The sequence below is a fragment of the Amycolatopsis sp. WAC 01416 genome, from assembly GCF_003947485.1.
Classification (GTDB): Bacteria; Actinomycetota; Actinomycetes; order Mycobacteriales; family Pseudonocardiaceae; genus Amycolatopsis.
The window spans coordinates 73837-95503 of record NZ_QHHX01000013.1 but is presented as its reverse complement, the minus strand read 5'-3'; the positions used below and the strand labels follow the sequence as shown (position 1 = coordinate 95503).

The window sequence follows — 21667 nt, the reverse complement described above, 5'->3', positions numbered from 1 at the left end:
TGAAGGCCTCCTTGCCTACTCTGAGGGTAGTGAAGGGGCCCTTCAGTGCCCGCCGGTGTGGTCCCTGGTGACAGTGGGACGGCTGTGACGCCAGGCGTCGCGAAAGTGGCTTTCGCGACACGCCACCTTTGCCTTACCCCTCGATAGAACCCGAAACGCCACTCACGACCGCCCGCGCCGGATGGCCACTGGAGTCCCCCTTGTGCTCCCTGCCGCCCGTTGACCGAGGACAGGTCAGCGGGCTATTCTCGATATACGAAAGAAAGTTTCCGCATAGCGAAATTGCAGAGGTTTCGATGGCTGATCTTGCCGGTTCGCGTCATGCGCTGCCGTACGTGCTGAACCTGTCGCTGGTCTTCGCCGAGTTGCCGCTGCTCGACCGTGCGGAGGCGGCGCGCGCGGCGGGCTTCACCGCGGTCGAGTACTGGTGGCCCTTCGAGACGGCGGTGCCGGACGCCGCCGAGGTCGACGCGTTCGTGGCGTCGGTCGAGCGAGCGGGCGTCGTGGTGACCGGGCTGAACTTCTTCCCGGGCGACATGGCGGGCGGTGATCGCGGCCTGGTCACCTGGACCGGGCGCGAAGACGAGTTCGCGCACAGTGTCGCGTCCGCGATCGATCTCGGTGAGCGGCTCGGCTGCCGCCGGTTCAACGCGCTCTACGGCAACCGGATCGACGGCGCGGACCCGGCCGGGCAGGACAAGCTCGGCCTGTCGAATCTGGCGCTCGCGTCGGACGCGGCCGCGCGGATCGACGCGGAAATCGTCCTGGAGCCGTTGTCGGGCGCGGAAAAGTATCCACTGAAGACCGCGGACGACGTGCTGAAGGTGCTCGACGAACTCGGGCGGGACAACGTGAAGCTGCTGGCCGACCTGTACCACCTGGCGGTCAACGGTGACGACCTCGACACGGTCACGACCGTCCACACCGGACGGATCGGCCATGTGCAGATCGCCGATGCCCCAGGGCGGCACCAGCCGGGGACCGGAACGCTGGACATCGAGGGATACCTGGAAAAGCTGCAGACGGCGGGCTACCGCGGGCAGGTCGGCGTGGAGTACAAACCCGACGGGCCGAGCGCGGATTCGCTGTCGTGGCTGCCTTTCGAACGAAGGGGACTGGCATGACCAAGCTGGGATTCATCGGCCTGGGGATCATGGGCGGGCCGATGGCGGGACATCTCGTCGCCGCCGGGCACGAGGTGAGTGGATTCGACACGAACGCCGACGCGCTCGCGAGGCTGGAAGCCGCGGGCGGCCGGGCCGCGAACGGGGTGACGGACGCCGTGTCCGGCGCGGAAGTCGTCATCACCATGCTGCCGAACCATCCGCAGGTCGAGGCTGTCGCGCTGGCGGCGGGAGGGGTGCTGGAATCGGCGAAGCCGGGCACCTTGCTGATCGACATGAGCACGATCCGGCCGGAGACCTCCATCGAGGTGGCCGAGCAGGCGGGCGAACGGGAGATCCGCGTGCTGGACGCACCCGTTTCCGGCGGCCAGGCCGGTGCCGAACAGGCGGCACTGTCCATTATGGTCGGTGGCGACGAAGCGGACTTCGCCGCCGCGCTCCCGATCCTGGAGTCGGTCGGCAAGACGATCGTCCATGTCGGACCGCACGGCGCAGGCCAGGTCGTCAAGGCGGCGAACCAGCTTGTGGTCGGCGGGACGTACGGACTGATCGCCGAAGCCATCGTGCTGCTCGAGGCCTCGGGTGTGGACGCCGGCGTCGGGCTGGACGTCCTCGCGGGCGGCCTGGCGGGCAGCCGGATCCTCGAACTCAAGCGGAAGTCGATGGTGGCGCGGGAATTCGCGCCGGGCTTCCGGATCGACCTGCACCACAAGGACATGGGCATCGCGCTCGCCGCCGCCAGGCAGGCCGAGGTCGCGTTGCCGCTCACCGGGCTGGTCGCCCAGCTCGTCGCCGCCGGACGGGCGATGGGTCACGGCTCGCTCGATCACTCCGCCCTGCTCAAGGTCGTCGAAACGCTGTCCGGCGCGGAAAACAAGGAGTGACGCATGCCAAGAATCCCCGCCATGCAGGCCGTCGTCGACGTCCTGGTCAGTGAAGGCGTCGATACCGCGTTCGGTTGCCCCGGCGCCGCGATCCTCCCGCTGTACCACGCGATGCAGGACAGCGGCATCGAGCATCTGATCGTGCGCCACGAAGAGGGCGCGACCCATATGGCCGACGGCTGGGCGCGGACCACCGGCAACGTCGGCGTCGCGATCGGCACTTCGGGCCCGGCCGGGACGAACATGATCACCGGGCTCTACACCGCGCAGGCCGACTCGATCCCGATCCTGTGCATCACCGGGCAGGCCGACTCGCGGAAGCTGCACACCGAGGCGTTCCAGGCCGTCGATATCGTCGAGATCGCCAAACCGGTGACGAAGTGGGCCGTTCAGGTCAAGGAAGCGGCTCAGCTGCCGTGGGTGTTCCGCGAGGCGTTCCGGATCGCGCGGTCCGGCCGTCCCGGGCCGGTGCTGATCGACCTGCCGATCGACATCCAGCGGCAGGAGATCGAATGGGACTCGAGCATCGATTCGCCGCTGCCGGTCACGAAGGCGACACCGTCACCGGCCAGGGTCGAGCGAGCGCTGGACCTCCTGCTGGCCGCCGAACGGCCGCTGATCCTCGCGGGCGGCGGCGTGCTGGTCGGCGACGCGAGCGACCGGCTGCGGACCGCGGCCGAACTGCTCGGCGTCCCGGTCGGCGTGACGTTGATGGGCAAGGGGACCTTCCCCGAGGACCACGAACTGTTCGCCGGCATGGCGGGCATCCAGACCTCGCAGCGGTGGGCGAACGCGGCCTTCCTCGAAGCGGACCTGGTGCTGGCGCTGGGAGCGCGGTTCGGCGACCGGCACACCGGTGACCTCGACGTGTACCGGGGCGACCGGAAGTTCATCCACGTCGACATCGAGCCGACGCAGCTGGGCAAGGTGTTCGGGCCGGACCTCGGCATCGTGTCGGATACGGGTGCTTTCCTGGACGCGCTGATCGAGGCGGCGTCGAAACGTGCTCCGGCGCGGGATCGGGCGTGGCCGCGACGGATCGGCGAACTCAAGGAGAGCCTGCCGCGCCGTGAGGACTTCGAGGACACGCCGATCAAGGCGCCCCGGGTGTTCAAGGAGATCAACGAGTTCTACGGCGAGGACGCCTACTTCGTCACCGCGATCGGGCTGTACCAGATCTGGTCCGGTCAGTTCCAGCGCGCGCACAAGCCGCGGCACTACCAGGTGTGCGGCCAGGCCGGTCCGCTCGGCTGGGAGATCCCGGCGGCGATCGGGGTCAAGAAGGCGAAACCGGAGGCGGAGGTCGTCGGCGTCGTCGGGGACTACTCGTTCCAGTTCCTCGTGGAGGAGCTGGCGGTGGCCGCGCAGTACGACGTCGGGTTCGTGCTGATCATGCTGAACAACGAGTATCTCGGGCTCATCCGGCAGGCCGAGACCGGCTACGAGATGAACTTCGAGGTCGACATCCACTACGACAAGATCGGCACGGACAACGTGAAGGTCATGGAGGCCTACGGCTGCTCCGGCACCCGCGTCACCGAGCCGGGCGAGATCCGGACGTCGCTGGAGTGGGCGCGCAAGGAGGCCGAGCGGACGTCGCGGCCGGTGCTGGTGGAGATCATGATCGAACGCGAAGGGAACGCCGCGATGGGCAAGGCGCTCGACAGCGTCGTCGAGTTCGAGCCGATCGCGGGCTGAACGACGGTGTCCCGGCACGCCTGAAGCTGCCGGGACACCGTCTCGCGATCAGGCCTTGCCCTGATCATTGCTCAGCCACTTCTCCGGCCGGACGCGGACCAGCACGGAGTTGTCGCTGAGCGCGCCGTCGACGTACTTCGTGCCCTCTTCGCCGGGCAGGTAGCGCTGCGCGATCTTCAGCGCCTGCTCCCTGGTCGGCGGCGTGTCGTTCGCGATGACCGGACCCTCGGCCGTCACGTACTTGTACGGCAGCGTCTCCGACTGGGCGACCAGGCTGAGCCTGCCCGCCTTCTTGATCGTCTTGTCCTTGACCGAACCGCCGTCCATCCAGATGAGGAGTTCCCCGCCGGGCTCGTAGTCGTACCAGACCGGTACGGCCAGCGGCGCCCGTCCTTCCCGCTCCACGGCCAAGACCCCGATGTGGACCTCGCTCAGGAAGGCTTCCCGTTCCTCGGCGGTCATGACGAAAGACGACATCCGTGTCTCGCTTCTCTCGGTTGATGATCTACGAGAAGCGACAACGCGTGCGGGCGTCAGGACATTCCGGGCACCCCGCCCCTGCAATTCGTCACCTACTTGCGTCCTGGCAAGTAGGTGACGAATTGCGGATGGGTCACGGGGCCGGGGAAGTGGTGGTGCTGGTCGGGCTCGTCTCGCCGGTGTCGCCGGCCGGGGTCGAGGAGGGCGGCGGAGTGGTCGTGGTGCTGGACGGCGGAGGCGTCGAGGACGGGGGCGTCGAAGACGGAGGGGTGCTCGAAGGCGGTGTCGACGAGGGAGGCGTCGACGAAGGCGGCGTGCTGCTCGGCTTCGAGGGCGAACTGCTGCTCGGCGGCGTGGTGCTGCTCGGCGGCAGTGACGTGCCGGGCAGCGGGGTCGGCGGCGTGGTCGTACCGGGCGCGGGAGTGCCGGGCAGGGTCGGCACCGGGACCTGGCCGCCCGGCGTACCGGCGGCGACGTCCTGGGAATCGGGGGCGCCGACGGGGACCTGGCTGTCCGGCATCGTCGCGACGCCACCGCGGTAGGCCACCGCCCAGCGGATCACGGTGTCCACATAGGACAGTGAGTGGTTGTAGCGGTACACGGCCACGCGCTGGGTCTGCTCGGACGTCAGGTCGACGCCGCCGGAGCAGAGGTAGCGGCCCGAGCCCAGCGTCGCGTCGTAGATGTTGTTCGGGTTGGACTCGCCGTCGCCGTTGCCGTCGGAGGCGTAGCCCTTCCACGTCGACGGGATGAACTGCGTCGGCCCGACGGCGCGGTCCCACACCGCGTCACCGTCGTACTTGCCACCGTCGGTGTCGGGGATCGCGGCGAAGGGTCCGGCGCCGTTGAGCTGCGGGCCTCGAATGGGTTCGAGGGTGTCGCCCTTGGCGTCGACGTAGCCGCCGCGCGCGTGGTTCGATTCGATGCGGCCGATGCTGGCGATCAGCGCCCAGTCGATGTGGCAGCCGGGCAGTTCCTTCGCGAGGATGTCGGCCGCGTTCTTGTACGCCTTCATCATGCTGGCGGGGATGCCGAGCGCTCCCGACGGCGCGAACGAGCCGCCGACGTTGCCGGTGCCGCCGGGGACGATCAGCGGATCCGGGTTGGGCGGCTCGGGGAGGCTGCCGTCGACGGCGATCTCCGGGACCGTGCCCGCCGGCGGCTGCCAGGCCGCGGCCTGGTTCTGCGGTGCCGACGGTTTCGTCGCGGCGATCGGGGTGTCGGGACCGGCCGACGCGGTGACCGCGGGCAGGACGGCGAGTGCGCCACCGGCGAGCGCGAAGGCCGTCCGGTGCCGGGCGGACAACCTGTCCGTCTGTCGAGGGCGGTGCTTCGGCATGTTCTCTCCCGCTAGGTCGACTCCGGGCAAAACTATCCGATACAACCGAATTTCGGGGACGACGCAACGAAAAACCCGCGAACCTGTCGAGTTTTCGTCCGCCCGGCACAAGACCTTCGTAGTGAAGTTGTCAATTTCACGCTGAGTTCACCGAAACGTCAGCAGAATCATCGGTCGCTTCGAGGGCGTAGTCTGAACCGCGTGCAAAGAAGCCTTTGCACAATCTCCTTTGCACGGCTACCTTGGTGTCATGACCGGTCCGCCGCCCCCCGAAGAGATCGCCGACGCCGCCGTGCTGAAGGCGGTGATGCACCCGTTGCGCCGCCGCATCATGGAGGCGTTGGGCCGCGGGCCCGCGACGGCGACGAAGCTGGCCAAGGAACTGGGGGAGAGTTCGGGCGCGACCAGCTATCACCTGCGGGAACTGGCGAAGTACGACTTCGTCGAGGAGGCGCCGGAACTCGCGCACGGCAAGGAGCGCTGGTGGCGTGCCCGGCAACGTGACATCCGCTGGCCCCGGCACAGCGAACAGAACGACGAGATGCGCGCGGTGTTCGACGAGGCGCAGCGCGCCGCGTTCACCGAGGACCTCGAGCAGATGGCGCGTTTCCTCGATCGTCGCGGTGAGCTGGGCGAATGGGGTGACGCGCTGGTGTTCTCGCGCGGCGCGGTCCACGTGAACCTCGAAGAGCTCAAGCAGTTCTGGGAGGAGTACCTGGACCTGCTGCGCCGCTATTGGCGGCCGGAACCGGGCCCTGGCGCGCGGAAGGTGTTCGTGCGCTGGACGGCGTTCCCGGATCCCGACGGGGAGGTGCAGGAAGGGAAGTGAAAACCGGTGGGAGAGCGGCCACTCGACCACCGGTAACGCGTCACCACGCCGGACGGCGTGTCTTCACGAACGACTCCACATGCGAAGGGGGAGCAGCATGCTGCTCTGGAAAAGAATCGCGGCCGTCGGCGCCGCGGCGAGTCTGCTCGCGGCGGGGACCGCGACGGCCGCGCAACCGCCGGACGGGGTATCCCGGGCGGACGCCACCATCCGCTACACCGAGTACGGCATTCCGCATATCGTCGCGAACGACTGGGCGAACCTGGGCTTCGGACAGGGGTACGCCGCGGCCAAGGACAACCTCTGCGCGATCGCGGACGTCGCGATCACCACACGGGCGGAGCGTTCCCGCTGGCTCGGCCCGGACGCGCCGCCGACGAGCGGGGTGAGCCAGGCGAGTTCGAACCTCGCGAGCGACCTGTACTTCCAAGGTCTGAACGAAAGCGGCGTGCTCGAGCGGCTGCTGTCGGAGCCCGCGCCCCGAGGGCCGTACCGCGAGGTCCGCGAGCTGATCCGCGGTTACGCCGAGGGGGTCAACAAGTACCTGCGCACCGGCGAGATCACCGACCCGGCCTGCCGGGGTGCCGGCTGGCTGAAGCCGGTCACCGAACTGGACGTGTACCGGCACAGCCACGCGGTCGGCATGATCTTCGGACAGGGCGGGGTCGCGGATTCGATCACCGCGTCGCTGCCTGGTGCACCGCCGACGGGCGCCGGTACCGAGCAGATGCTCGGGGAGACCGGGATCGGCAGCAATGCGATCGCGATCGGCTCGGCCGCGTCGGCGAACGGCCGCGGTGTCTCGCTGGCCAACCCGCATCTGCCATGGCAGCTGAGCGGGACCAGGCTGTGGCAGTCGCAGCTGAGCCTGCCGGGCAAACTCAACGTCAGCGGCGCCGGAATCCCCGGTATCCCGATGATGTGGCTGGGACACAACGAAACCGCCGCCTGGAGCGGCACGGCCACCGACACGACCCGCACGTACACGCTGTTCGAACTGAAGCTCGTACCCGGATCGCCGACGACCTACCTGGTCGACGGGAAACCCGAGAAGATGCGGCGCGCCGACGTGAGTGTCCTGTCCCGTAAGACGGACGGGACCTTGGAGCGCGTCGTACGTCCACAGTGGACGACGAGGTACGGTCCGGTGACGAGCCGGCTCGGGCAGCGGGAACTGCCGTGGACGGCGTCGAACGCTTTCGCGATCGCGGACGCCAACGCGGGGAACCTCGGCATGACGAACTCGATGTTCGCGATCGCCCGCGGCCGGACGGCGGGGGAGATGATCGGCGCGGTCCGCGAGACGCAAGGGCTGCCGTGGATGAACATCCTCGCCACCGACGATCGCGGCCGGGTGGAGTACAGCCAGATCCACGGTGTCCCGCACGTCACCGATGAGAAGGCGGCGCGCTGCAACACCCCGCTGGGCAAGGAACTGTTCGACGCCGACGGTGTCGCGGTGCTCGACGGCTCCAGGACGGCCTGCGCGTGGGGCCGCGACCGTGACGCGCTGAGGCCGGGCGTCTTCGGACCGTCCAGCCTGCCGCACCTGAGCCGCGCCGACTACCTGGCGAACTCGAACGACAGTTACTGGCTGTTCAACCCCGCCGAGCCGAAGACCGGCTTCCCCAGGATCGTGGGACCGGTTCGCAACGAACAGAACATGCGGACGCGGGGCGGCTTCGTCGAGATCGCCGATCAGCTGAAGAAAGGCGGCTTCACGGGGCAGGCGATGCGGGACCTGATGTTCTCGCACCGGGATCACGCCGCCGAACTCGTGCGGGCCGACGTCGTCGCGATGTGCGCCGCGATGCCGGGAACGGACGCCGCGTGCGCCGCGCTGGCGGGCTGGGACGGTCGTTCCGACGCGGACAGCCGGGGCGCGCTGCTGTTCGACCGGTTCTGGTCCACTGTGGATCGTCTGGGGCCGTCGATCTGGAAGGTCCCGTTCGACGTCAAGGATCCGGTCCACACGCCGAACACCCTCGACACGGCGAACGCCGCGATCCGCAAAGCACTCACCGACGCCGTCGCGGAACTGAACGCGGCGAAGATCCCGCTCGACGCGCGGTATGGCGACAACCACTACGTCGTCCGCGAAGGCCGGAAGATCCCGCTGGGCGGCGGAACCGCCGGACGTGGCGTGTACGACTCCCTCGGCGGGCCATGGGATCCGGCCCGCGGGTACACCGAGTTCACGCACGGCGGGACGTACCTGCACGTCGTGGCGTTCAACGGCACCGGTTGCCCGGACACGACGACGCTGCTGACCTACTCGCAGTCCGCGAACCCGAAGTCCGCGCACCACAGCGACCAGACGGAGCTGTACTCGCGCAAGCAGTGGGTCACCGAACGGTACTGCGAGAAGGACATTCTCGCGTCGCCGTCGCTCGACGTGGTCCGGGTGAGCAGGCGATGATCGGCGCGCTGCTCGCGGCCGCCGTCGTGGTGGTCTCCTCACCGGTGCCCGCCGCCGCTCCGGACGACGACGTCACGTTCACCAGTCACGGCGTCACCTTGCACGGGACGGTGGTCGCTCCGGAGGGCGAAGGCCCGGCGCCGGGCATCGTCATGGTGCACGGCTCCGGCGAACACGACCGGGACGACTACCGCACCGAGGCGGAAGCCTTCGCCAAGGCGGGGATCGCGACCCTGATCTACGACAAGCGGACCGAAGGTTACTCGCTGTTCGAGAGGGACTACTCGGTCCTCGCCGACGACGCGCTCGCCGCGGTGCAGGCGCTGCGCTCGCGCCCGGGCGTGGATCCCGCCCGTGTCGGGGTGTGGGGTTTGAGCGAGGGTGGCTGGGTCGCACCGTTGGCGGCGTCGAAGTCGAAGGACGTCGCTTTCGCGGTCACTGTCGGTGCCAACGGGGTTTCGCCCGATCGTCAGCAGTCATGGGCCTTCGAGACCTATCTGCGGCGCGGCGGGGTCACCGGCTCGATGGTGGACATGGTGGCGTCGACGAACATGCGGACCCTCGCGGGCGCCGGGGTGTTCCCCGAGGCCGGATACGACCCGGTGCCGGTGCTCGAGAAGGTGCGGCAGCCGGTCCTCGGCCTGTGGGGCGAACTGGATCGGCTCACCCCGCCCGGCGAGGCCGTCCGGATCTTCCGGGAGACGCTGGAACGGGCGGGGAACCGGCAGTACACGCTGAAGGTGTTCCCGCACGCCCAGCACGGGCTCCGGCGGACCACGGACGGTTTCGACAAGCTCGACGGTTTCGCCCCCGGCTACCTCGACCTCGTCGGGGCCTGGGTGAACGGAGTGAGGAACGAGCCGTCCGCCGATCCGCCGCCACCGCAGGCGAGCCAGAGTGTCGCGCTGGCACCGCTCGCCTGGTACGAGGCGCCGTGGTTGCAGATCGCGGTGTGGGCACTGGCGTTGCTGGCGTTCGCCGCGTACCCGGTGACGGCGTTGGTCCGTCGTCGCAAGGAAGTTCCGCTCGTCAGGCCCGCACGCTGGCTGGCGTCGACCGGCTTGCTCGCCACGGCGGGTTTCCTCGCCTACTACATCGCGCTGACGACGGGCGCCGCGATGGCGCCCGGTCCGGTCCTTTTCGGACGGACGTTGCCCTGGCTCGTCTTGCAGCTGGCCGCGATCGGTGTCGTCATCGCCGGTGTGGTGACGGCGGTTTCGTGGTGGCGGAAGAAGGAACGCGGGGGAGTCCGGGTCGGCCTGCTGGTGGCCGGAGCGGTGCTGTTCGTCCCGTGGGCGGTCCACTGGGGACTGCTGGTGCCGTGAGACGAAAACGGCCGTGATCGCCGCGGTTCCGGCGGAAGTACATGATGGCCCCCTTCCTGAACCTAGGCGCAAGGAAGGGGGCCATCATGTGCCGGAGGAGGTCCTTCACGCGCGGTCTCCCGGCGTGGGCGGTCGCGAAAGTGGCTTTCGCAGCCTCGCCTCGGAACTGGCCGAGAGCCTGGGTGCCGGGCGGCCACCCGGCACCCAGGCGAACGGAAGCCGCGTCACCACGCCCGAGGGCGTGTCTTCACGAACGGACCTCCGGGTCAGAAGATACTCAGGACTTCGGGGTGACGGCGAACCGGCGCAGCTCCAGTGCCGGGTTCTTGGCGCGTACCTCGGAGATCCGGTCGGCGGAGAGTTCCCCGGTCGCGGTTCCCGTGCGCTCGCCGAGCGAGGCGAGGACGACGCCCATCGGGTCGACGATCATGCTGTGCCCCGAGCCGGTGGGTGCGGCCTGTCCCGCCGCGACGAGGTAGATCGTGTTTTCGATCGCCCGCGCCCGGACCAGCGTGGTCCAGTGGTCCTCCTTGAGCGGGCCGGGCATCCACTCCGCGGGCAGCAGCACCGCGTCCGCGGCGGCGTCGACCAGACGGCGGGTGACTTCCGGGAACCTCAGGTCGTAGCACGTCTGGAGGCCGAACGTGATCCCGTCGACCTCGAACGTCTCCGGTGCTTCGATGTCACCGGGCCGGACGAGTTCCGATTCGCGGAAGCCGAAGGCGTCGTACAGATGGATCTTGCGGTAGAGCGCGGCGATCGCTCCGTCGGGACCGGCCGCGACCAGCGTGTTCGAGATCCGCTCGCCATCGGGGAGTGCTTCGTTGATACCCGCGACGACGGTGATCTGCCGGTCTTTCGCGAGACCGCGCAGCTCGGTGACGAACGGTCCGTCGAGTTCTTCGGCCGAGGTCACGAATTCGCGGCTCATCGTCGGTACGGTGAACAGCGAGTACTCGGGCAGCACGATCACCCGCGCGCCGCGGTCGGCCGCTTCGCCGACGAGGGAGGAGACGCGCGCGAGGTTGGCTTCTTTGTCGTTGCCGGGCGCGAACTGCGCCACCGCGACGTGCACCATGGGACCCCTTCCAATAAGTGGAACTCTTGTATACATGATGGATACTTGACTGGTCCAGGTGTAGGCTCAGTCGCGGAAAGTAACGGCATAGAGGGGAAACGAGATGACTGTGACCGCCGAAGGGGGCGGCCCGGCGCGCGAGCGGGTCTACACGTGGCTGCGCGACGGAATCATCTCGGGCGAGTTGGAAGGCGGCCGTTTCCTCGACGAAATGTGGGTTTCCGGTGTCGTCGGCGTGTCAAGGACGCCGGTGCGCGAGGCGTTCCACCGGCTGGCGGCCGAGCGGTTCATCAGTCTCCTGCCGCGCAAGGGCGCTCAGGTGCGCACGGTCACCGCCAGGGAACTGGAAGAGGTCTACCAGAGCAGGCGGCTGATCGAAGGGCACGCCATCGCGGCACTCTGCGCGAACCGGGCGGGCGCTCCCGCCGAACTGCCCGAACTCATCGAAGCGATGGCGAGCGCCGGTGCCGAACGCGACTGGTTCGCCGTTTCGGGATTCGACCGCCGATTTCACCGAGCCATCGTGAACGCGGCGGGCAACACCGTCCTGACCGAGCTCTACGACACCCTGCGTTCGCGGCAGCAGCGGGTCACGGTCCGCGCGCTGGAGGCACGCCCGGAACGGCTGGCGGTGATCAACGAGGAACACCGGGCGCTGGTCGCCGCTCTGGACGACCACGACATTAAAGAGGCGTCACGGTTGCTGGAGGAGCATTTGCGGCCGGTCTCCGAAGTGATGTCGGTGCTGCCTCAGGAAGGTTGACCCGGCTGATCATGCGTCGCGCAGTGGATCCCGCCGCCTTGTCTCGCCGCGGACGTCCGCGAACTCGGCGAGCGCCGGCTTTCTGGTTCGATGGAGCTGGACAGGGCGCGGGGTCTCCTGCGGGACGCGGTCGCGCTGGAACTGGACAGGGTGGGGGTCTGATGGGACTCGAGAAGGTCGTCGGCGTCATGCGTGACAACCTCACCGTCCGGCGCGTCTACGGCGAGCCTGTGGAGAACGACGGCGTCGTGATCATCCCGGTCGCGAACGTCGTCGGCGGCGGAGGCGGCGGGCACGGGGCCGAACAGGGCAAGGAAGGCGAGGGCGGCGGTTTCGTACTCGCCGCGCGACCGGTCGGGGCGTATGTGCTCAAAGGCGGTGACGTGCGCTGGGTCCCGGCGGTGGACGTGACCTTCCTCGGCGCGGTGTTCGCCGTCATGGTCGCGACGATCCACCGGGCTCGGCGCCGGTGATACCGGTGAGGATGAGATCGATCCCGGTGAGGAACTGCTCCCGATCGTCGTGCTCACGCACCTCGTCGGCGATCGACCGCAAGAACGGGAATTCGGCGGGATCGAGCTCTCCCCACGCGTTCGCCGCGGCGCGGAGGAATTCCGCGCGGTCCACACCGGGCCCGAGCACCTTGGAGTTCGCGATGTTCTGACCCGCGGCGCCGAAGATGTAGTGCACCAGCGCCGAGGTCGCCGTGAACCAGGTGGCTTCGGGGGAGCCCAGCGCGCTGACCCGCCGCCCGATGCCTTCGAAGATCCGCGGCGTCACCGAGCCCCAAGGGCTGCGCGAGAGCTGGGCGGTGAGTTGCGCGGGCAGCCAAGGATGCCGATCGATCGCGTCGAACAGGCCGAGCGCGATCGCGCGGATCTCCCGCAGGGGTGATCCTGTGGCCTCGATGGTCAGAGCGGCGCCGACGACGGACGCGGTCGCGGCGTCGAGCAGCGCGCCCTTGTTCGGCACATGCCAGTAGATCGCTCCCGGGCCGGTGGAGAGGCGTTCGGTCAGCGTCCGGAAGGTCAGCCCGCGCTCGCCCGCCGCGTCGAGCAGTTCGACGGCGGCCTCGACGATGCGCTCGCGGGACAGTGCCTCCGTGCGTGTCCGTGCCATGCCGTCATCCTGGCAGAGCGCCGTTCCGGATCGAGCGGACGCGGATGCGGTGAGTGTGGCCCGCCAAGGAACCGAGCGCGCTGGTGTGAGCCGTAGGGTGGGGGAGCCGGTATCGCGGGTCCGTGAAGGACTCCTTGAGGGACCCAGGGTCCCGAGGAAACTCGACCTTCACACCTTCCCCAGGTACGTGAACTCCAGTCAGGCGCTCACGTGAGTGGTCGCTGTCGTGGGACATAAGAGCTCGGCGCCGGGCTCACGAACCCCGGGCCGAAATGCCGGCGAAGAAGCGTCATCGGAGGCTCAGTCACCTGATACTTGCCCTGCTCACGACCCCTTACTACCAGTCGAGGTGATGAGGCGCGGGCAGGCGGCTTTCGGGTTAGTTTGCCTGTATGGCGAAAAGCTCGGCGGTGGAGATCGAGGTCGGCGACCGGACGGTGCGCGTCTCCAACCCGGATCGCGTCTACTTCCCGGCGCGGGGCGAGACGAAGCTCGACCTCGTCCGGTACTACCTCGCGGTCGGTGACGGGATCGTACGGGCGCTGCGGGAACGGCCGTGCATGCTGCATCGGTTCCCGTCCGGGGTTTCGGGGGAGAAGGTCCACCAGAAACGGGTCCCGAACGGTGCCCCGGACTGGCTCCAGACCGTCCGCGTCGACTTCCCCTCCGGCAGGCACGCCTACGAACTGTGCGTCACGCATCCCGCCGACGTCATCTGGGCGGTGCAGATGTCGACCGTCGAGTTCCATCCGTGGAATTCCCGCCGCGCCGACACCGAACGCCCGGACGAGTGGCGGATCGACCTCGATCCGATGCCCGACTGCCCGTTCTCGACCGTGCGGAAGGTCGCCCACACCGTCCGCGAGATCCTGGACGAACTCGGCATCACCGGCTGGCCGAAGACCTCCGGCGGACACGGCCTGCACGTCTACGTCCGGATCGAACCGCGGTGGGGTTTCCGGGAGGTCCGGCGGGCGGCGCTCGCCTTCGCGCGCGAGGTCGAGCGCCGGATGCCCGGCGAGGTCACCACCACCTGGTGGCGAAAGGACCGGGACCCGGCGAAGCTGTTCGTGGACTACAACCAGAACGCCAGGGACCACACCATCGCGAGCGCCTACTCGGTCCGCGGCGTGCCCGAAGCCGTCGTCTCGACCCCGATCAGGTGGGACGAGATCGACGACGTCGAGCCGCGCGAGTTCACCATCGCCACCGTGCCCGCGCGCTTCGCCGAACTCGGCGACCTGCACGCGGGCATCGACGACACGGCATACTCGCTCGACACCCTGCTCGAGTGGGCCGACCGCGACGGGCTCGAAGCCGAGGATTAGCGCCCTGAGCCGTTACTCCGCACTCGCGTGATCAGAGGCGTAACTCACGTGATCAGGGGCGTAACTCGCGTGATCAGGCGCGTCACTTGCCGACGTACTCCGCCAGGTGCTCGCCGGTGAGCGTCGAAGCGGCCGCGACGAGATCGGACGGCGTGCCCTCGAAGACGATCTTGCCGCCGTCGTGGCCGGCACCCGGGCCGAGGTCGATGATCCAGTCGGCGTGCGCCATCACCGCCTGGTGGTGCTCGATCACGATCACCGATTTGCCCGCGTCGACGAGCCGGTCGAGCAGGCTGAGCAGGTTCTCGACGTCGGCGAGGTGCAGGCCGGTGGTCGGCTCGTCGAGGACGTAGACGCCGCCCTTGTCGCCCATATGCGTCGCGAGCTTCAGCCGCTGCCGTTCACCGCCGGAGAGCGTGGTGAGCGGCTGGCCGAGGCTGAGGTAGCCGAGTCCGACGTCGTCGAGCCTGCTGAGGATCGCGTGTGCGGCAGGGATCCGCCCTTCGCCCTCGCCGAAGAACTTCACGGCCTCGGACACCGGCATTTCGAGTGCCTCGCTGATGTTCTTGCCGCCGAAGGTGTACTCCAGCACCGACGCCTGGAACCGCTTGCCCTCGCACTCCTCGCAAGTGGTCGCGGTACCGGCCATGATGCCGAGGTCGGTGTAGATGACGCCCGCGCCGTTGCAGGTCGGGCAGGCGCCCTCGGAGTTGGCGCTGAACAGCGCCGGCTTCACGCCGTTGGCCTTGGCGAAGGCCTTGCGGATCGGTTCCAGCAGGCCGGTGTAGGTGGCCGGGTTGCTCCGCCGCGAGCCGCGGATCGGCGTCTGGTCGACCGAGACCACGCCTTCGGCGGCGGGGATCGAGCCGTGGATCAGCGAACTCTTGCCGGAGCCCGCGACACCGGTGACGACACAGAGGACGCCGAGCGGCACGTCGACGTCCACGTTCCGGAGGTTGTGCCGGTCGGCGCCGCGGATCTCCAGTTTGCCGGTGGGTTTGCGAACGCTGTCCTTGAGCGCAGCCCGGTCGTCGAGGTGCCTTCCGGTGATGGTGTCGCTGGCGCGCAGGCCGTCGACGGTGCCCTCGAAGCAGATCGTCCCGCCCGCGGTGCCCGCGCCGGGGCCGAGGTCGACGACGTGGTCGGCGATGGCGATCGTCTCCGGCTTGTGCTCGACGACCAGCACCGTGTTTCCCTTGTCGCGCAGCTGCTGGAGCAGGTTGTTCATCCGCTGGATGTCGTGCGGGTGCAGCCCGATGGTGGGTTCGTCGAAGACGTAGGTGACGTCGGTGAGCGACGATCCGAGGTGCCGGATCATCTTCGTGCGCTGCGCCTCACCACCCGAAAGCGTGCCGGACGGCCGGTCGAGGGAGAGGTAGCCGAGACCGATGTCGACGAAGGAGTCGAGGGTGTGCTGAAGCTTCTCCAGCAGCGGCGCGACCGACGGTTCCTTGAGCCCGCGGACCCAGTCGGCGAGGTCGCTGATCTGCATCTTGCAGGCGTCGGCGATGTTGATCCGCTTGATCTTCGAAGACCGCGCGAGCTCGCTGAGACGGCTCCCGTCGCATTCTGGGCAGACGGCGAACGTGACCGCCCGGTCCACGAACGTGCGGATATGCGGCTGCATCGCCTCGCGGTCCTTGGCCAGGAACGACTTCTGGATCGTGGGGATCAGCCCCGAGTAGGTCAGGTTGATGCCCTCGATCTTGAGCTTGACCGGCTCCTTGTAGAGCAGATCGTCCAGCTGCCTCTTGGTGTACTTCTTGATCGGCTTGTCCGGGTCGAAGAAGCCGCAGCCGCGGAGGATACGGCCGTACCAGCCGTCCATGGAGAACCCGGGGATCGTCAGCGCGTTCTCGTTGAGGGATTTGGTGTCGTCGTACAGGGCGGTGAGGTCGATGTCGTTGACCTTGCCCCGGCCCTCGCAGCGGGCGCACATCCCGCCGGTGATGCTGAACTCGCGGCGTTCCTTCGTGGTCCGTCCGGCCTTCTCGACGGTCACGGCGCCCGCGCCGGAGATCGAGGCGACGTTGAAGGAGAACGCCTGCGGCGAGCCGATATGCGGTTTGCCGATCCGGCTGAAGAGGATGCGCAGCATCGCGTAGGCGTCGGTGGCGGTGCCGACCGTGGAGCGGGGGTCGGAGCCCATCCGCTGCTGGTCGACGATGATCGCGGTGGTCAGGCCGTCGAGCACGTCGACCTCGGGCCTGGCCAGCGTCGGCATGAAGCCCTGCACGAAGGTGCTGTACGTCTCGTTGATCAGCCGCTGCGACTCGGCCGCGATCGTGTCGAAGACCAGTGAGCTCTTGCCGGACCCGGAGACACCGGTGAACACCGTCAGTCGTCGCTTCGGCAGCTCGACGGCGACGTTCTTGAGGTTGTTCTCGTTCGCGCCGAGTACACGGATCAGGTCGTGGCTGTCGGCGGGGTGTTCCTCGGGCGGCTGCGGCTTGGTGGTCTTGCGCATCGTCTCTCCATCCTCGTGTGGGCCGCGTGTACGTTCCGTCAGCCTCACCGGGCTCGATCTAACCAGCTTCGAGCCGTTCGTCCTCACTGGTGATCACGCTAGGTGAACGCGGCCCGCCGCCGCTTCTCGATTCCTGATCGGTCTCCACCGCCTGTTCAGACGCTCCAGCCCTCGCTCTTGGTCGCCTTCAGGTAGTCCTCGACCGGCGGGCCGACCGGCCTGCCCTCGTACTGCGTCGAGAGCACCACCGACGACCGGATCTCGCCGTGTTTGCCCAGCCGTTCGAAGAGACCTTCGAGATGTTCGAGCGACACGGCCCGCACCTTCAGCATGGTGCAGCGGTCGCCGCTGAGCCGGTGCAGTTCGACCACCTCGGGGTAGTCGTCGGATTTGCTGGTGCGCAGCAGGCAGCTGCCGAGCGAGCAGCGCATTTCGACGAACGCCTGGAGGTCGTACCCGGCACGGCGCGCGTCGACCTGGGCGCGGTACCCGGTGATGACACCCGCCTCCTCCAGCCGCCGGACCCGTTCGGCGACCGCCGGGGCGGAGAGGTTCACGCGGCGGCCCAGTTCCTTGAACGAGAGCCGCCCGTCGCTCTGGAGCGTTTCGACGAGCCGCCAGTCGAGGTCGTCCAGTGCTCTTTCCGATCGTAAGGTCATCGCGCCCGGATTCCTTTCATGATGCGCCTTGCACCCCCGCGAGGCCTTCGACAGCCTATTCGCCGAGGCGCCCGGAATCCCTAGATTCGAATCATGAAACCGATGTTCGCGCTCTTCATGGGCGTCGCCTGTCTCAGCACCGCGGTCGTCGGCCTGTCCACCACGGCGGCGTTGATCGTGGTCGAGCACGCCGGTGCCGCCTGGAGCGGGTTGCCGAACGCGGTGCTGGTGCTCGGTTCCGCCGCGGGTTCGCTGTCTTCGGGGTCCCTGGCCGCTCGCTACGGCAGGCGCTTCGTCCTGGTGCTGATGTACGGGTCCGCGGTGGCGGGAGCGCTGATCTCGTTCGCCGGCGTGCTCGGCGGATCCGTGCTCGCGCTGGTGGCCGGGATGCCCTTGATCGGCTTCGGCAACAGCGGGGCCCAGCTCTCGCGGTACACGGCCGCGGATCTGTCGCCCGAGCATCGCAAGGGGTTCGCACTGTCCACAATGGTCTGGGCGGGGACCGTCGGCGCGGTGGCGGGGCCCGCCTTGATCGCGCCGGCCGCGGCGAAGGCCGAAGCCGCCGAACTGCCCGCGCTGTCCGGTCCGATCGCGGCCGGGGCGCTGGTCGTGGCCATCGCGGTGCTGGCCGTCGCCACCCTGCCGCGCGGCCTCGCCGCCCCGGAGGAGGGCGTGCCGAGGCGGGAGCGGATGTCCGTGCGGAATCCGGTGATCCTCGGGCCGCTCGTGGCGATGGTCGGCGCGCAGCTGGCCATGGTGGCGGTGATGACGATGACCCCGGTCCAGCTGCACCAGCACGGTCAGGGGCTCGACGTCGTCGGCTGGGTGCTGAGCGCCCATCTGGTCGGGATGTTCGCGTTGGCACCGTTGTCCGGCTGGATCGCCGACCGGTGGGGCGGCCGCACGGCCATCTTCGGCGGGATCGGCACGCTCACCGTCGCGGCGGTCACCGCGATCGGCGCCCCCGATTCGCATCACGTGGGAATCCCGTTCGCGATGTTCCTGCTGGGCTACGGCTGGAACCTGGTGTTCGTCGGCGGCAGCAGCATGCTCAGCCGCGATCTCCCGCCCGCGCAGCGGACGAGGGCGCAGGGCACGGTCGACGCCTTCGTCTGGGGGACGTCCGCGGCGGCGAGTCTGCTCGCCGGGCAGCTGTTCGGCCTGGGCGGATACGTTCTGGTCGCCGTCGCGGGCGGCCTGTGCGCGCTCGCCCCGCTCGCGGTGATCGGCCGCCGGGCGACCGCGCCGGAACCCGTTGAAAAAGCCGAACTCAGCTGATCTGCGAAACCCGGGGCCTGCCGTCATACTGCTTCACTCCGACACGAACGAACCCGTGATGACGCAGATCACGTGGGTGACCGATTCGGAGGGTCCTAGGGTGAAAGCAGACAAGGTGCGGGAGATCGGGGGTGCACGATGAGCGAGTTCGCGGTGAATCTGCGGGACCGGGTACGGCAGGCGAGGGAAGACGTCCAGATCGCCAAGCAGGCCTCGGACGAGGACAGGGCTTCGGCCGTCGGTGCCGACCTGGCCAACCTGGAGCGACTGGCCGCCGAGCACGGGGTGGAACTGCCTGAGCAGACCTCGGGTGACATCCGGGCGTGACCCCGGGTTCCGTACCGGTGATCGGCCTTTGACACCCTGGGGCGTGTGACCGAAAGCCTGAACCGGATCCGTGCCTTCCTGGCAGATCGCGAGCCGCCGACACCGTGCCTGGTGGTGGACACCGACCTGGTCGCGGAGCGGGCGGCCGCGGTCTCGGCGGCCTTCCCGGACGCGCTGATCCGGTACGCGGTCAAGGCGAATCCCACGCCAGGGGTCCTGGACGCGGTGCTGTCGGCCGGTGCGGGATTCGACGTGGCCGGGACGGCGGAGATCGAGCTGTGCCTGTCCCGTGGTGCGCGAGCGGCGGACCTGGCCTACGGCAACACGATCAAGAAGCCGGCGGACGTCGCCTTCGCGTACGAACGCGGAGTCCGTGAATTCACCACGGACTCCGCCGGCGATCTGGCGAATCTGGCCGAGCACGCGCCCGGTTCGCTGGTCTCGGTCCGTTTGCTGACCGGCGGCCCGGATTCGGTGACGCCGTTCGGCCACAAGTTCGGCTGTGAACCGGAGGTGGCCGCCACCCTGCTCCGCCAGGCCGTGGAAGCCGGGCTGCGGCCGGGAATCGCGTTCCACGTGGGTTCGCAGCAGCCGGATCCGGCTGCATGGGAGATCGGGATCGCGACCGCGGCCAAGGTCGCCGCCGACGCCGGCGTCGGCTTGGAGCGGCTCAATATCGGCGGCGGGTTCGCCACCGAGCACCGGGAACCCGTGCCGTCGCTGACGGACTACGCGGGCGTGATCCACGCCGCCCTCGAAGCGCATCTGCCGGAGCCGGAGCTGCTGCTGGAGCCGGGCCGCGTGATCGTCGCCGACGCCGGGCTCATCAGGACCGAAGTCGTGCTGGTGACCACCCGGGCCGCCGCCGACGAACGCCGCTGGGTCTACCTCGACGTCGGCAGGTACAACGGAATGGCAGAGTGTGAGAACGAAGCTGTCGCGTATCGGCTGGAGCCCGTCGGCGTTAAGGGTCCGGAAGGGCCGGTGGTCCTCGCGGGGCCGACCTGCGATGGTGACGATGTGCTGTACCAGCGGACGCCGTGCGCGCTGCCGAGGTCGTTGAAGGCGGGTGACCGGTTGGACATCCCGGGCACCGGGGCGTACACCGCCAGCTACTCGTCCGTCGCCTTCAACGGAATCGAGCCGTTGCGCACCTATTGTGTGGGGAGGTTCGCCGATGCCGGGTGAAGTACCACTCGTCGGCCGGTTCGCCGGCCGCCACGTACTCGCGGAGTTCGAGGGGATCGAGCCGTCGCTGCTCGACGATGCCTCGCTCCTGAAGAAGACCCTCGCCGAGGCGGTGACCGAGGCAGGGGCGACGGTCTGCGAAGTCGTGTCGCATTCCTTCGCCCCGCAAGGGGTCACCGTGCTCGCGCTGCTGGCCGAATCGCACGCCTCCGTGCACACCTACCCGGAGATCGGTTCGGTGTTCGTGGACGTGTTCACCTGCGGGGACCGGGCGGATCCGGAACGCGCGGTCGCGCTGCTGGCGAAGCTGCTCGGCGCCGGCACCGTCCGGATGTCCACTGTGGAACGAGGAGAGAACTGATGGCACAACGAGTGATCGTCGAGCCGATGGGCGCGGGGCTCACCCGGAACTGGGACGTCGACGAGGTCCTGTTCGAAGGCCGTACCGCGTTCCAGAACGTCCTCATCGGACGGACCGCGCAGGGGATCTCCCTCTTCTGCGACGACGAACGGCAGAGCACCGAACTGAGCCAGCTCGTCTACCACGAGGCGCTGATGGTCCCGTCGCTGCTGCTCGCCGAACGCGTCGAGCGGGTGCTGATCATCGGCTCCAGTGAAGGGGTCGCCTCCCAGCTCGCCGTCGCCGCCGGCGCCGAGGTGGTCGATCACGTCGACATCGACGCCGAAGCGGTGCGGGTTTGCGCCGAGCACCTTCCCTACGGTTACACCCTCGACGAGCTCGCCCGTGCCGAGCGCGGGGACGGGACGGTCCGCGTCCACTACCGCGACGGGTGGGAGTTCCTCGCCGAAGCTCAGGAGCGTGGGGACACCTACGACGTCGTCGTGATCGATCTGCCGGACGAGAACGACGATCCGGAGGCGCAGCACAACCGGCTGTACGGTGCCGACTTCCTGGCCCGGTGCACGGCACTGCTCTCCGACGGAGGAGTGGTCGGCTGCCAGGCGGGCTGCCCGACGCTGTGGCGCAATCAGACGCTGATCGCGTCGTGGCGCCGGTTCACCGAGTCGTTCGGGACCGTTCTCTACTACGGTTCGGACGAGCACGAGTGGGCCTTCCTGAGCGGCAGGGCCGACGTGCTCGACGAACCCGGCGCCCTCGTCGCGGAGCGGATCGGCAAGGCGGGGGTCGGGGAGTCCACTATGGACGAAGACGCGCTGAGGGCGAACACGGTGCCGCCGTTCTCCCTGCGGCGTCACTGAGACCTCTCGCCGGGACGTAAGGCGAACGAAGTGACGGGCGACCGCTGGTAGGGCCGTTGGTCACCGGAACCGGGGACTTGTCCGCCGCGATGCGCGACCGTGCGGCCCTAGGGTGCGAGGGCGTCATCGGAAAGGCTTCAC

At 68.7% G+C, this 21667-nt stretch carries 20 protein-coding genes; 14 read left to right on the top strand and 6 right to left on the bottom strand.

The window, feature by feature from the left end:
* Positions 1-296: 296 nt before the first annotated feature.
* From DL990_RS36840 to gcl, 3 genes are read left to right on the top strand one after another with little or no spacing between them, the layout of a single operon-like run.
* Positions 297-1124, top strand: a complete 828-nt coding sequence (locus tag DL990_RS36840) for a hydroxypyruvate isomerase family protein (protein ID WP_125801462.1) — start codon at positions 297-299, stop codon at positions 1122-1124.
* Entirely contained in the window at positions 1121-2008 is an 888-nt protein-coding gene (locus DL990_RS36835) for a 2-hydroxy-3-oxopropionate reductase (protein WP_125781876.1), read from the top strand. The genes DL990_RS36840 and DL990_RS36835 overlap by 4 nt, the downstream gene beginning before the upstream one ends.
* A 3-nt stretch (positions 2009-2011) precedes the next feature.
* Complete coding sequence (gene gcl / locus DL990_RS36830; RefSeq protein ID WP_125801461.1) at positions 2012-3706, top strand: glyoxylate carboligase; 1695 nt, start codon at positions 2012-2014, stop codon at positions 3704-3706.
* Positions 3707-3754: 48 nt separating this feature from the next.
* Here gcl and DL990_RS36825 read toward each other — a convergent pair whose 3' ends face one another.
* Both DL990_RS36825 and DL990_RS36820 read right to left on the bottom strand, forming a co-directional pair.
* The gene (locus DL990_RS36825) at positions 3755-4183 is read right to left on the bottom strand and encodes a pyridoxamine 5'-phosphate oxidase family protein (RefSeq protein ID WP_125781872.1); all 429 of its coding nucleotides are present in this window, start codon (positions 4181-4183) and stop codon (positions 3755-3757) included.
* A gap of 136 nt (positions 4184-4319) precedes the next feature.
* Positions 4320-5525, bottom strand: coding sequence for a lytic transglycosylase domain-containing protein (locus DL990_RS36820; protein WP_125801460.1), 1206 nt, complete (start codon positions 5523-5525; stop codon positions 4320-4322).
* A 250-nt stretch (positions 5526-5775) separates the two neighbouring features.
* Between DL990_RS36820 and DL990_RS36815 the strand changes: the two genes are divergently transcribed.
* From DL990_RS36815 to DL990_RS36805, 3 genes are all read left to right on the top strand, one after another.
* Complete coding sequence (locus tag DL990_RS36815; protein WP_125781868.1) at positions 5776-6354, top strand: helix-turn-helix transcriptional regulator; 579 nt, start codon at positions 5776-5778, stop codon at positions 6352-6354.
* Between the two features lie 97 nt (positions 6355-6451).
* Positions 6452-8773, top strand: coding sequence for a penicillin acylase family protein (locus DL990_RS36810; RefSeq protein ID WP_125801459.1), 2322 nt, complete (start codon positions 6452-6454; stop codon positions 8771-8773).
* A complete protein-coding gene (locus tag DL990_RS36805) occupies positions 8770-10098 on the top strand; it encodes a S9 family peptidase (RefSeq protein ID WP_125801458.1) in 1329 nt (442 codons plus the stop codon). Before DL990_RS36810 ends, DL990_RS36805 begins: the two co-directional genes overlap by 4 nt.
* A gap of 277 nt (positions 10099-10375) precedes the next feature.
* Here DL990_RS36805 and DL990_RS36800 read toward each other — a convergent pair whose 3' ends face one another.
* Entirely contained in the window at positions 10376-11176 is an 801-nt protein-coding gene (locus DL990_RS36800) for a carbon-nitrogen hydrolase family protein (RefSeq protein ID WP_125801457.1), read from the bottom strand.
* A 103-nt stretch (positions 11177-11279) separates the two neighbouring features.
* Between DL990_RS36800 and DL990_RS36795 the strand changes: the two genes are divergently transcribed.
* Both DL990_RS36795 and DL990_RS36785 read left to right on the top strand, forming a co-directional pair.
* Positions 11280-11939 (top strand): GntR family transcriptional regulator, encoded by a 660-nt coding sequence (locus DL990_RS36795; protein WP_199746750.1) that lies wholly within the window; start codon positions 11280-11282, stop codon positions 11937-11939.
* 161 nt (positions 11940-12100) lie between these two features.
* Positions 12101-12412: a sporulation protein gene (locus tag DL990_RS36785; protein WP_125801456.1), complete on the top strand. Its 312-nt coding sequence runs from the start codon at positions 12101-12103 to the stop codon at positions 12410-12412.
* Here the strand turns inward: DL990_RS36785 and DL990_RS36780 are convergent.
* Entirely contained in the window at positions 12375-13058 is a 684-nt protein-coding gene (locus DL990_RS36780; RefSeq protein ID WP_125781858.1) for a TetR/AcrR family transcriptional regulator, read from the bottom strand. The genes DL990_RS36785 and DL990_RS36780 overlap by 38 nt on opposite strands.
* A 392-nt stretch (positions 13059-13450) precedes the next feature.
* Here DL990_RS36780 and ligD point away from each other — a divergent pair, with 392 nt between their 5' ends.
* Positions 13451-14386: a non-homologous end-joining DNA ligase gene (gene ligD, locus DL990_RS36775; protein ID WP_125781856.1), complete on the top strand. Its 936-nt coding sequence runs from the start codon at positions 13451-13453 to the stop codon at positions 14384-14386.
* A gap of 82 nt (positions 14387-14468) precedes the next feature.
* Here the strand turns inward: ligD and DL990_RS36770 are convergent, their stop codons facing one another.
* Together DL990_RS36770 and DL990_RS36765 are read right to left on the bottom strand one after the other, a co-directional pair.
* Positions 14469-16853 carry an excinuclease ABC subunit UvrA gene (locus tag DL990_RS36770; protein ID WP_125801455.1) on the bottom strand — a complete coding sequence of 795 codons (2385 nt, stop codon included), beginning with the start codon at positions 16851-16853 and terminating at the stop codon, positions 14469-14471.
* 155 nt (positions 16854-17008) lie between these two features.
* Positions 17009-17512 carry an Lrp/AsnC family transcriptional regulator gene (locus DL990_RS36765; protein ID WP_125781852.1) on the bottom strand — a complete coding sequence of 168 codons (504 nt, stop codon included), beginning with the start codon at positions 17510-17512 and terminating at the stop codon, positions 17009-17011.
* Between the two features lie 93 nt (positions 17513-17605).
* On the opposite strand from DL990_RS36765, the gene DL990_RS36760 reads away from it, so the two are divergent.
* The 5 genes from DL990_RS36760 (at position 17606) to DL990_RS36740 (ending at position 21526) form a co-directional block, all read left to right on the top strand.
* Complete coding sequence (locus tag DL990_RS36760; protein WP_125781850.1) at positions 17606-18790, top strand: MFS transporter; 1185 nt, start codon at positions 17606-17608, stop codon at positions 18788-18790.
* Positions 18791-18928: 138 nt separating this feature from the next.
* Positions 18929-19117 (top strand): hypothetical protein, encoded by a 189-nt coding sequence (locus DL990_RS36755; RefSeq protein ID WP_125781848.1) that lies wholly within the window; start codon positions 18929-18931, stop codon positions 19115-19117.
* A gap of 45 nt (positions 19118-19162) precedes the next feature.
* Positions 19163-20305: a type III PLP-dependent enzyme gene (locus DL990_RS36750; protein WP_125801454.1), complete on the top strand. Its 1143-nt coding sequence runs from the start codon at positions 19163-19165 to the stop codon at positions 20303-20305.
* Positions 20295-20666, top strand: a complete 372-nt coding sequence (speD, locus tag DL990_RS36745) for an adenosylmethionine decarboxylase (RefSeq protein ID WP_125801453.1) — start codon at positions 20295-20297, stop codon at positions 20664-20666. Before DL990_RS36750 ends, speD begins: the two co-directional genes overlap by 11 nt.
* Positions 20666-21526 carry a spermidine synthase gene (locus tag DL990_RS36740; RefSeq protein WP_125801452.1) on the top strand — a complete coding sequence of 287 codons (861 nt, stop codon included), beginning with the start codon at positions 20666-20668 and terminating at the stop codon, positions 21524-21526. The genes speD and DL990_RS36740 overlap by 1 nt, the downstream gene beginning before the upstream one ends.
* The last annotated feature ends 141 nt before the right edge of the window (positions 21527-21667 follow it).

Bases quoted from the DNA above. Each gene is read 5' to 3' on its own strand.
- DL990_RS36840 (WP_125801462.1), top strand. From the start codon at position 297: ATGGCTGATCTTGCCGGTTCGCGTCATGCGCTGCCGTACGTGCTGAAC.
- DL990_RS36835 (WP_125781876.1), top strand. From the start codon at position 1,121: ATGACCAAGCTGGGATTCATCGGCCTGGGGATCATGGGCGGGCCGATG.
- gcl (WP_125801461.1), top strand. From the start codon at position 2,012: ATGCCAAGAATCCCCGCCATGCAGGCCGTCGTCGACGTCCTGGTCAGT.
- DL990_RS36825 (WP_125781872.1), bottom strand. From the start codon at position 4,183: ATGTCGTCTTTCGTCATGACCGCCGAGGAACGGGAAGCCTTCCTGAGC.
- DL990_RS36820 (WP_125801460.1), bottom strand. From the start codon at position 5,525: ATGCCGAAGCACCGCCCTCGACAGACGGACAGGTTGTCCGCCCGGCAC.
- DL990_RS36815 (WP_125781868.1), top strand. From the start codon at position 5,776: ATGACCGGTCCGCCGCCCCCCGAAGAGATCGCCGACGCCGCCGTGCTG.
- DL990_RS36810 (WP_125801459.1), top strand. From the start codon at position 6,452: ATGCTGCTCTGGAAAAGAATCGCGGCCGTCGGCGCCGCGGCGAGTCTG.
- DL990_RS36805 (WP_125801458.1), top strand. From the start codon at position 8,770: ATGATCGGCGCGCTGCTCGCGGCCGCCGTCGTGGTGGTCTCCTCACCG.
- DL990_RS36800 (WP_125801457.1), bottom strand. From the start codon at position 11,176: ATGGTGCACGTCGCGGTGGCGCAGTTCGCGCCCGGCAACGACAAAGAA.
- DL990_RS36795 (WP_199746750.1), top strand. From the start codon at position 11,280: ATGACTGTGACCGCCGAAGGGGGCGGCCCGGCGCGCGAGCGGGTCTAC.
- DL990_RS36785 (WP_125801456.1), top strand. From the start codon at position 12,101: ATGGGACTCGAGAAGGTCGTCGGCGTCATGCGTGACAACCTCACCGTC.
- DL990_RS36780 (WP_125781858.1), bottom strand. From the start codon at position 13,058: ATGGCACGGACACGCACGGAGGCACTGTCCCGCGAGCGCATCGTCGAG.
- ligD (WP_125781856.1), top strand. From the start codon at position 13,451: ATGGCGAAAAGCTCGGCGGTGGAGATCGAGGTCGGCGACCGGACGGTG.
- DL990_RS36770 (WP_125801455.1), bottom strand. From the start codon at position 16,853: ATGCGCAAGACCACCAAGCCGCAGCCGCCCGAGGAACACCCCGCCGAC.
- DL990_RS36765 (WP_125781852.1), bottom strand. From the start codon at position 17,512: ATGACCTTACGATCGGAAAGAGCACTGGACGACCTCGACTGGCGGCTC.
- DL990_RS36760 (WP_125781850.1), top strand. From the start codon at position 17,606: ATGAAACCGATGTTCGCGCTCTTCATGGGCGTCGCCTGTCTCAGCACC.
- DL990_RS36755 (WP_125781848.1), top strand. From the start codon at position 18,929: ATGAGCGAGTTCGCGGTGAATCTGCGGGACCGGGTACGGCAGGCGAGG.
- speD (WP_125801453.1), top strand. From the start codon at position 20,295: ATGCCGGGTGAAGTACCACTCGTCGGCCGGTTCGCCGGCCGCCACGTA.
- DL990_RS36740 (WP_125801452.1), top strand. From the start codon at position 20,666: ATGGCACAACGAGTGATCGTCGAGCCGATGGGCGCGGGGCTCACCCGG.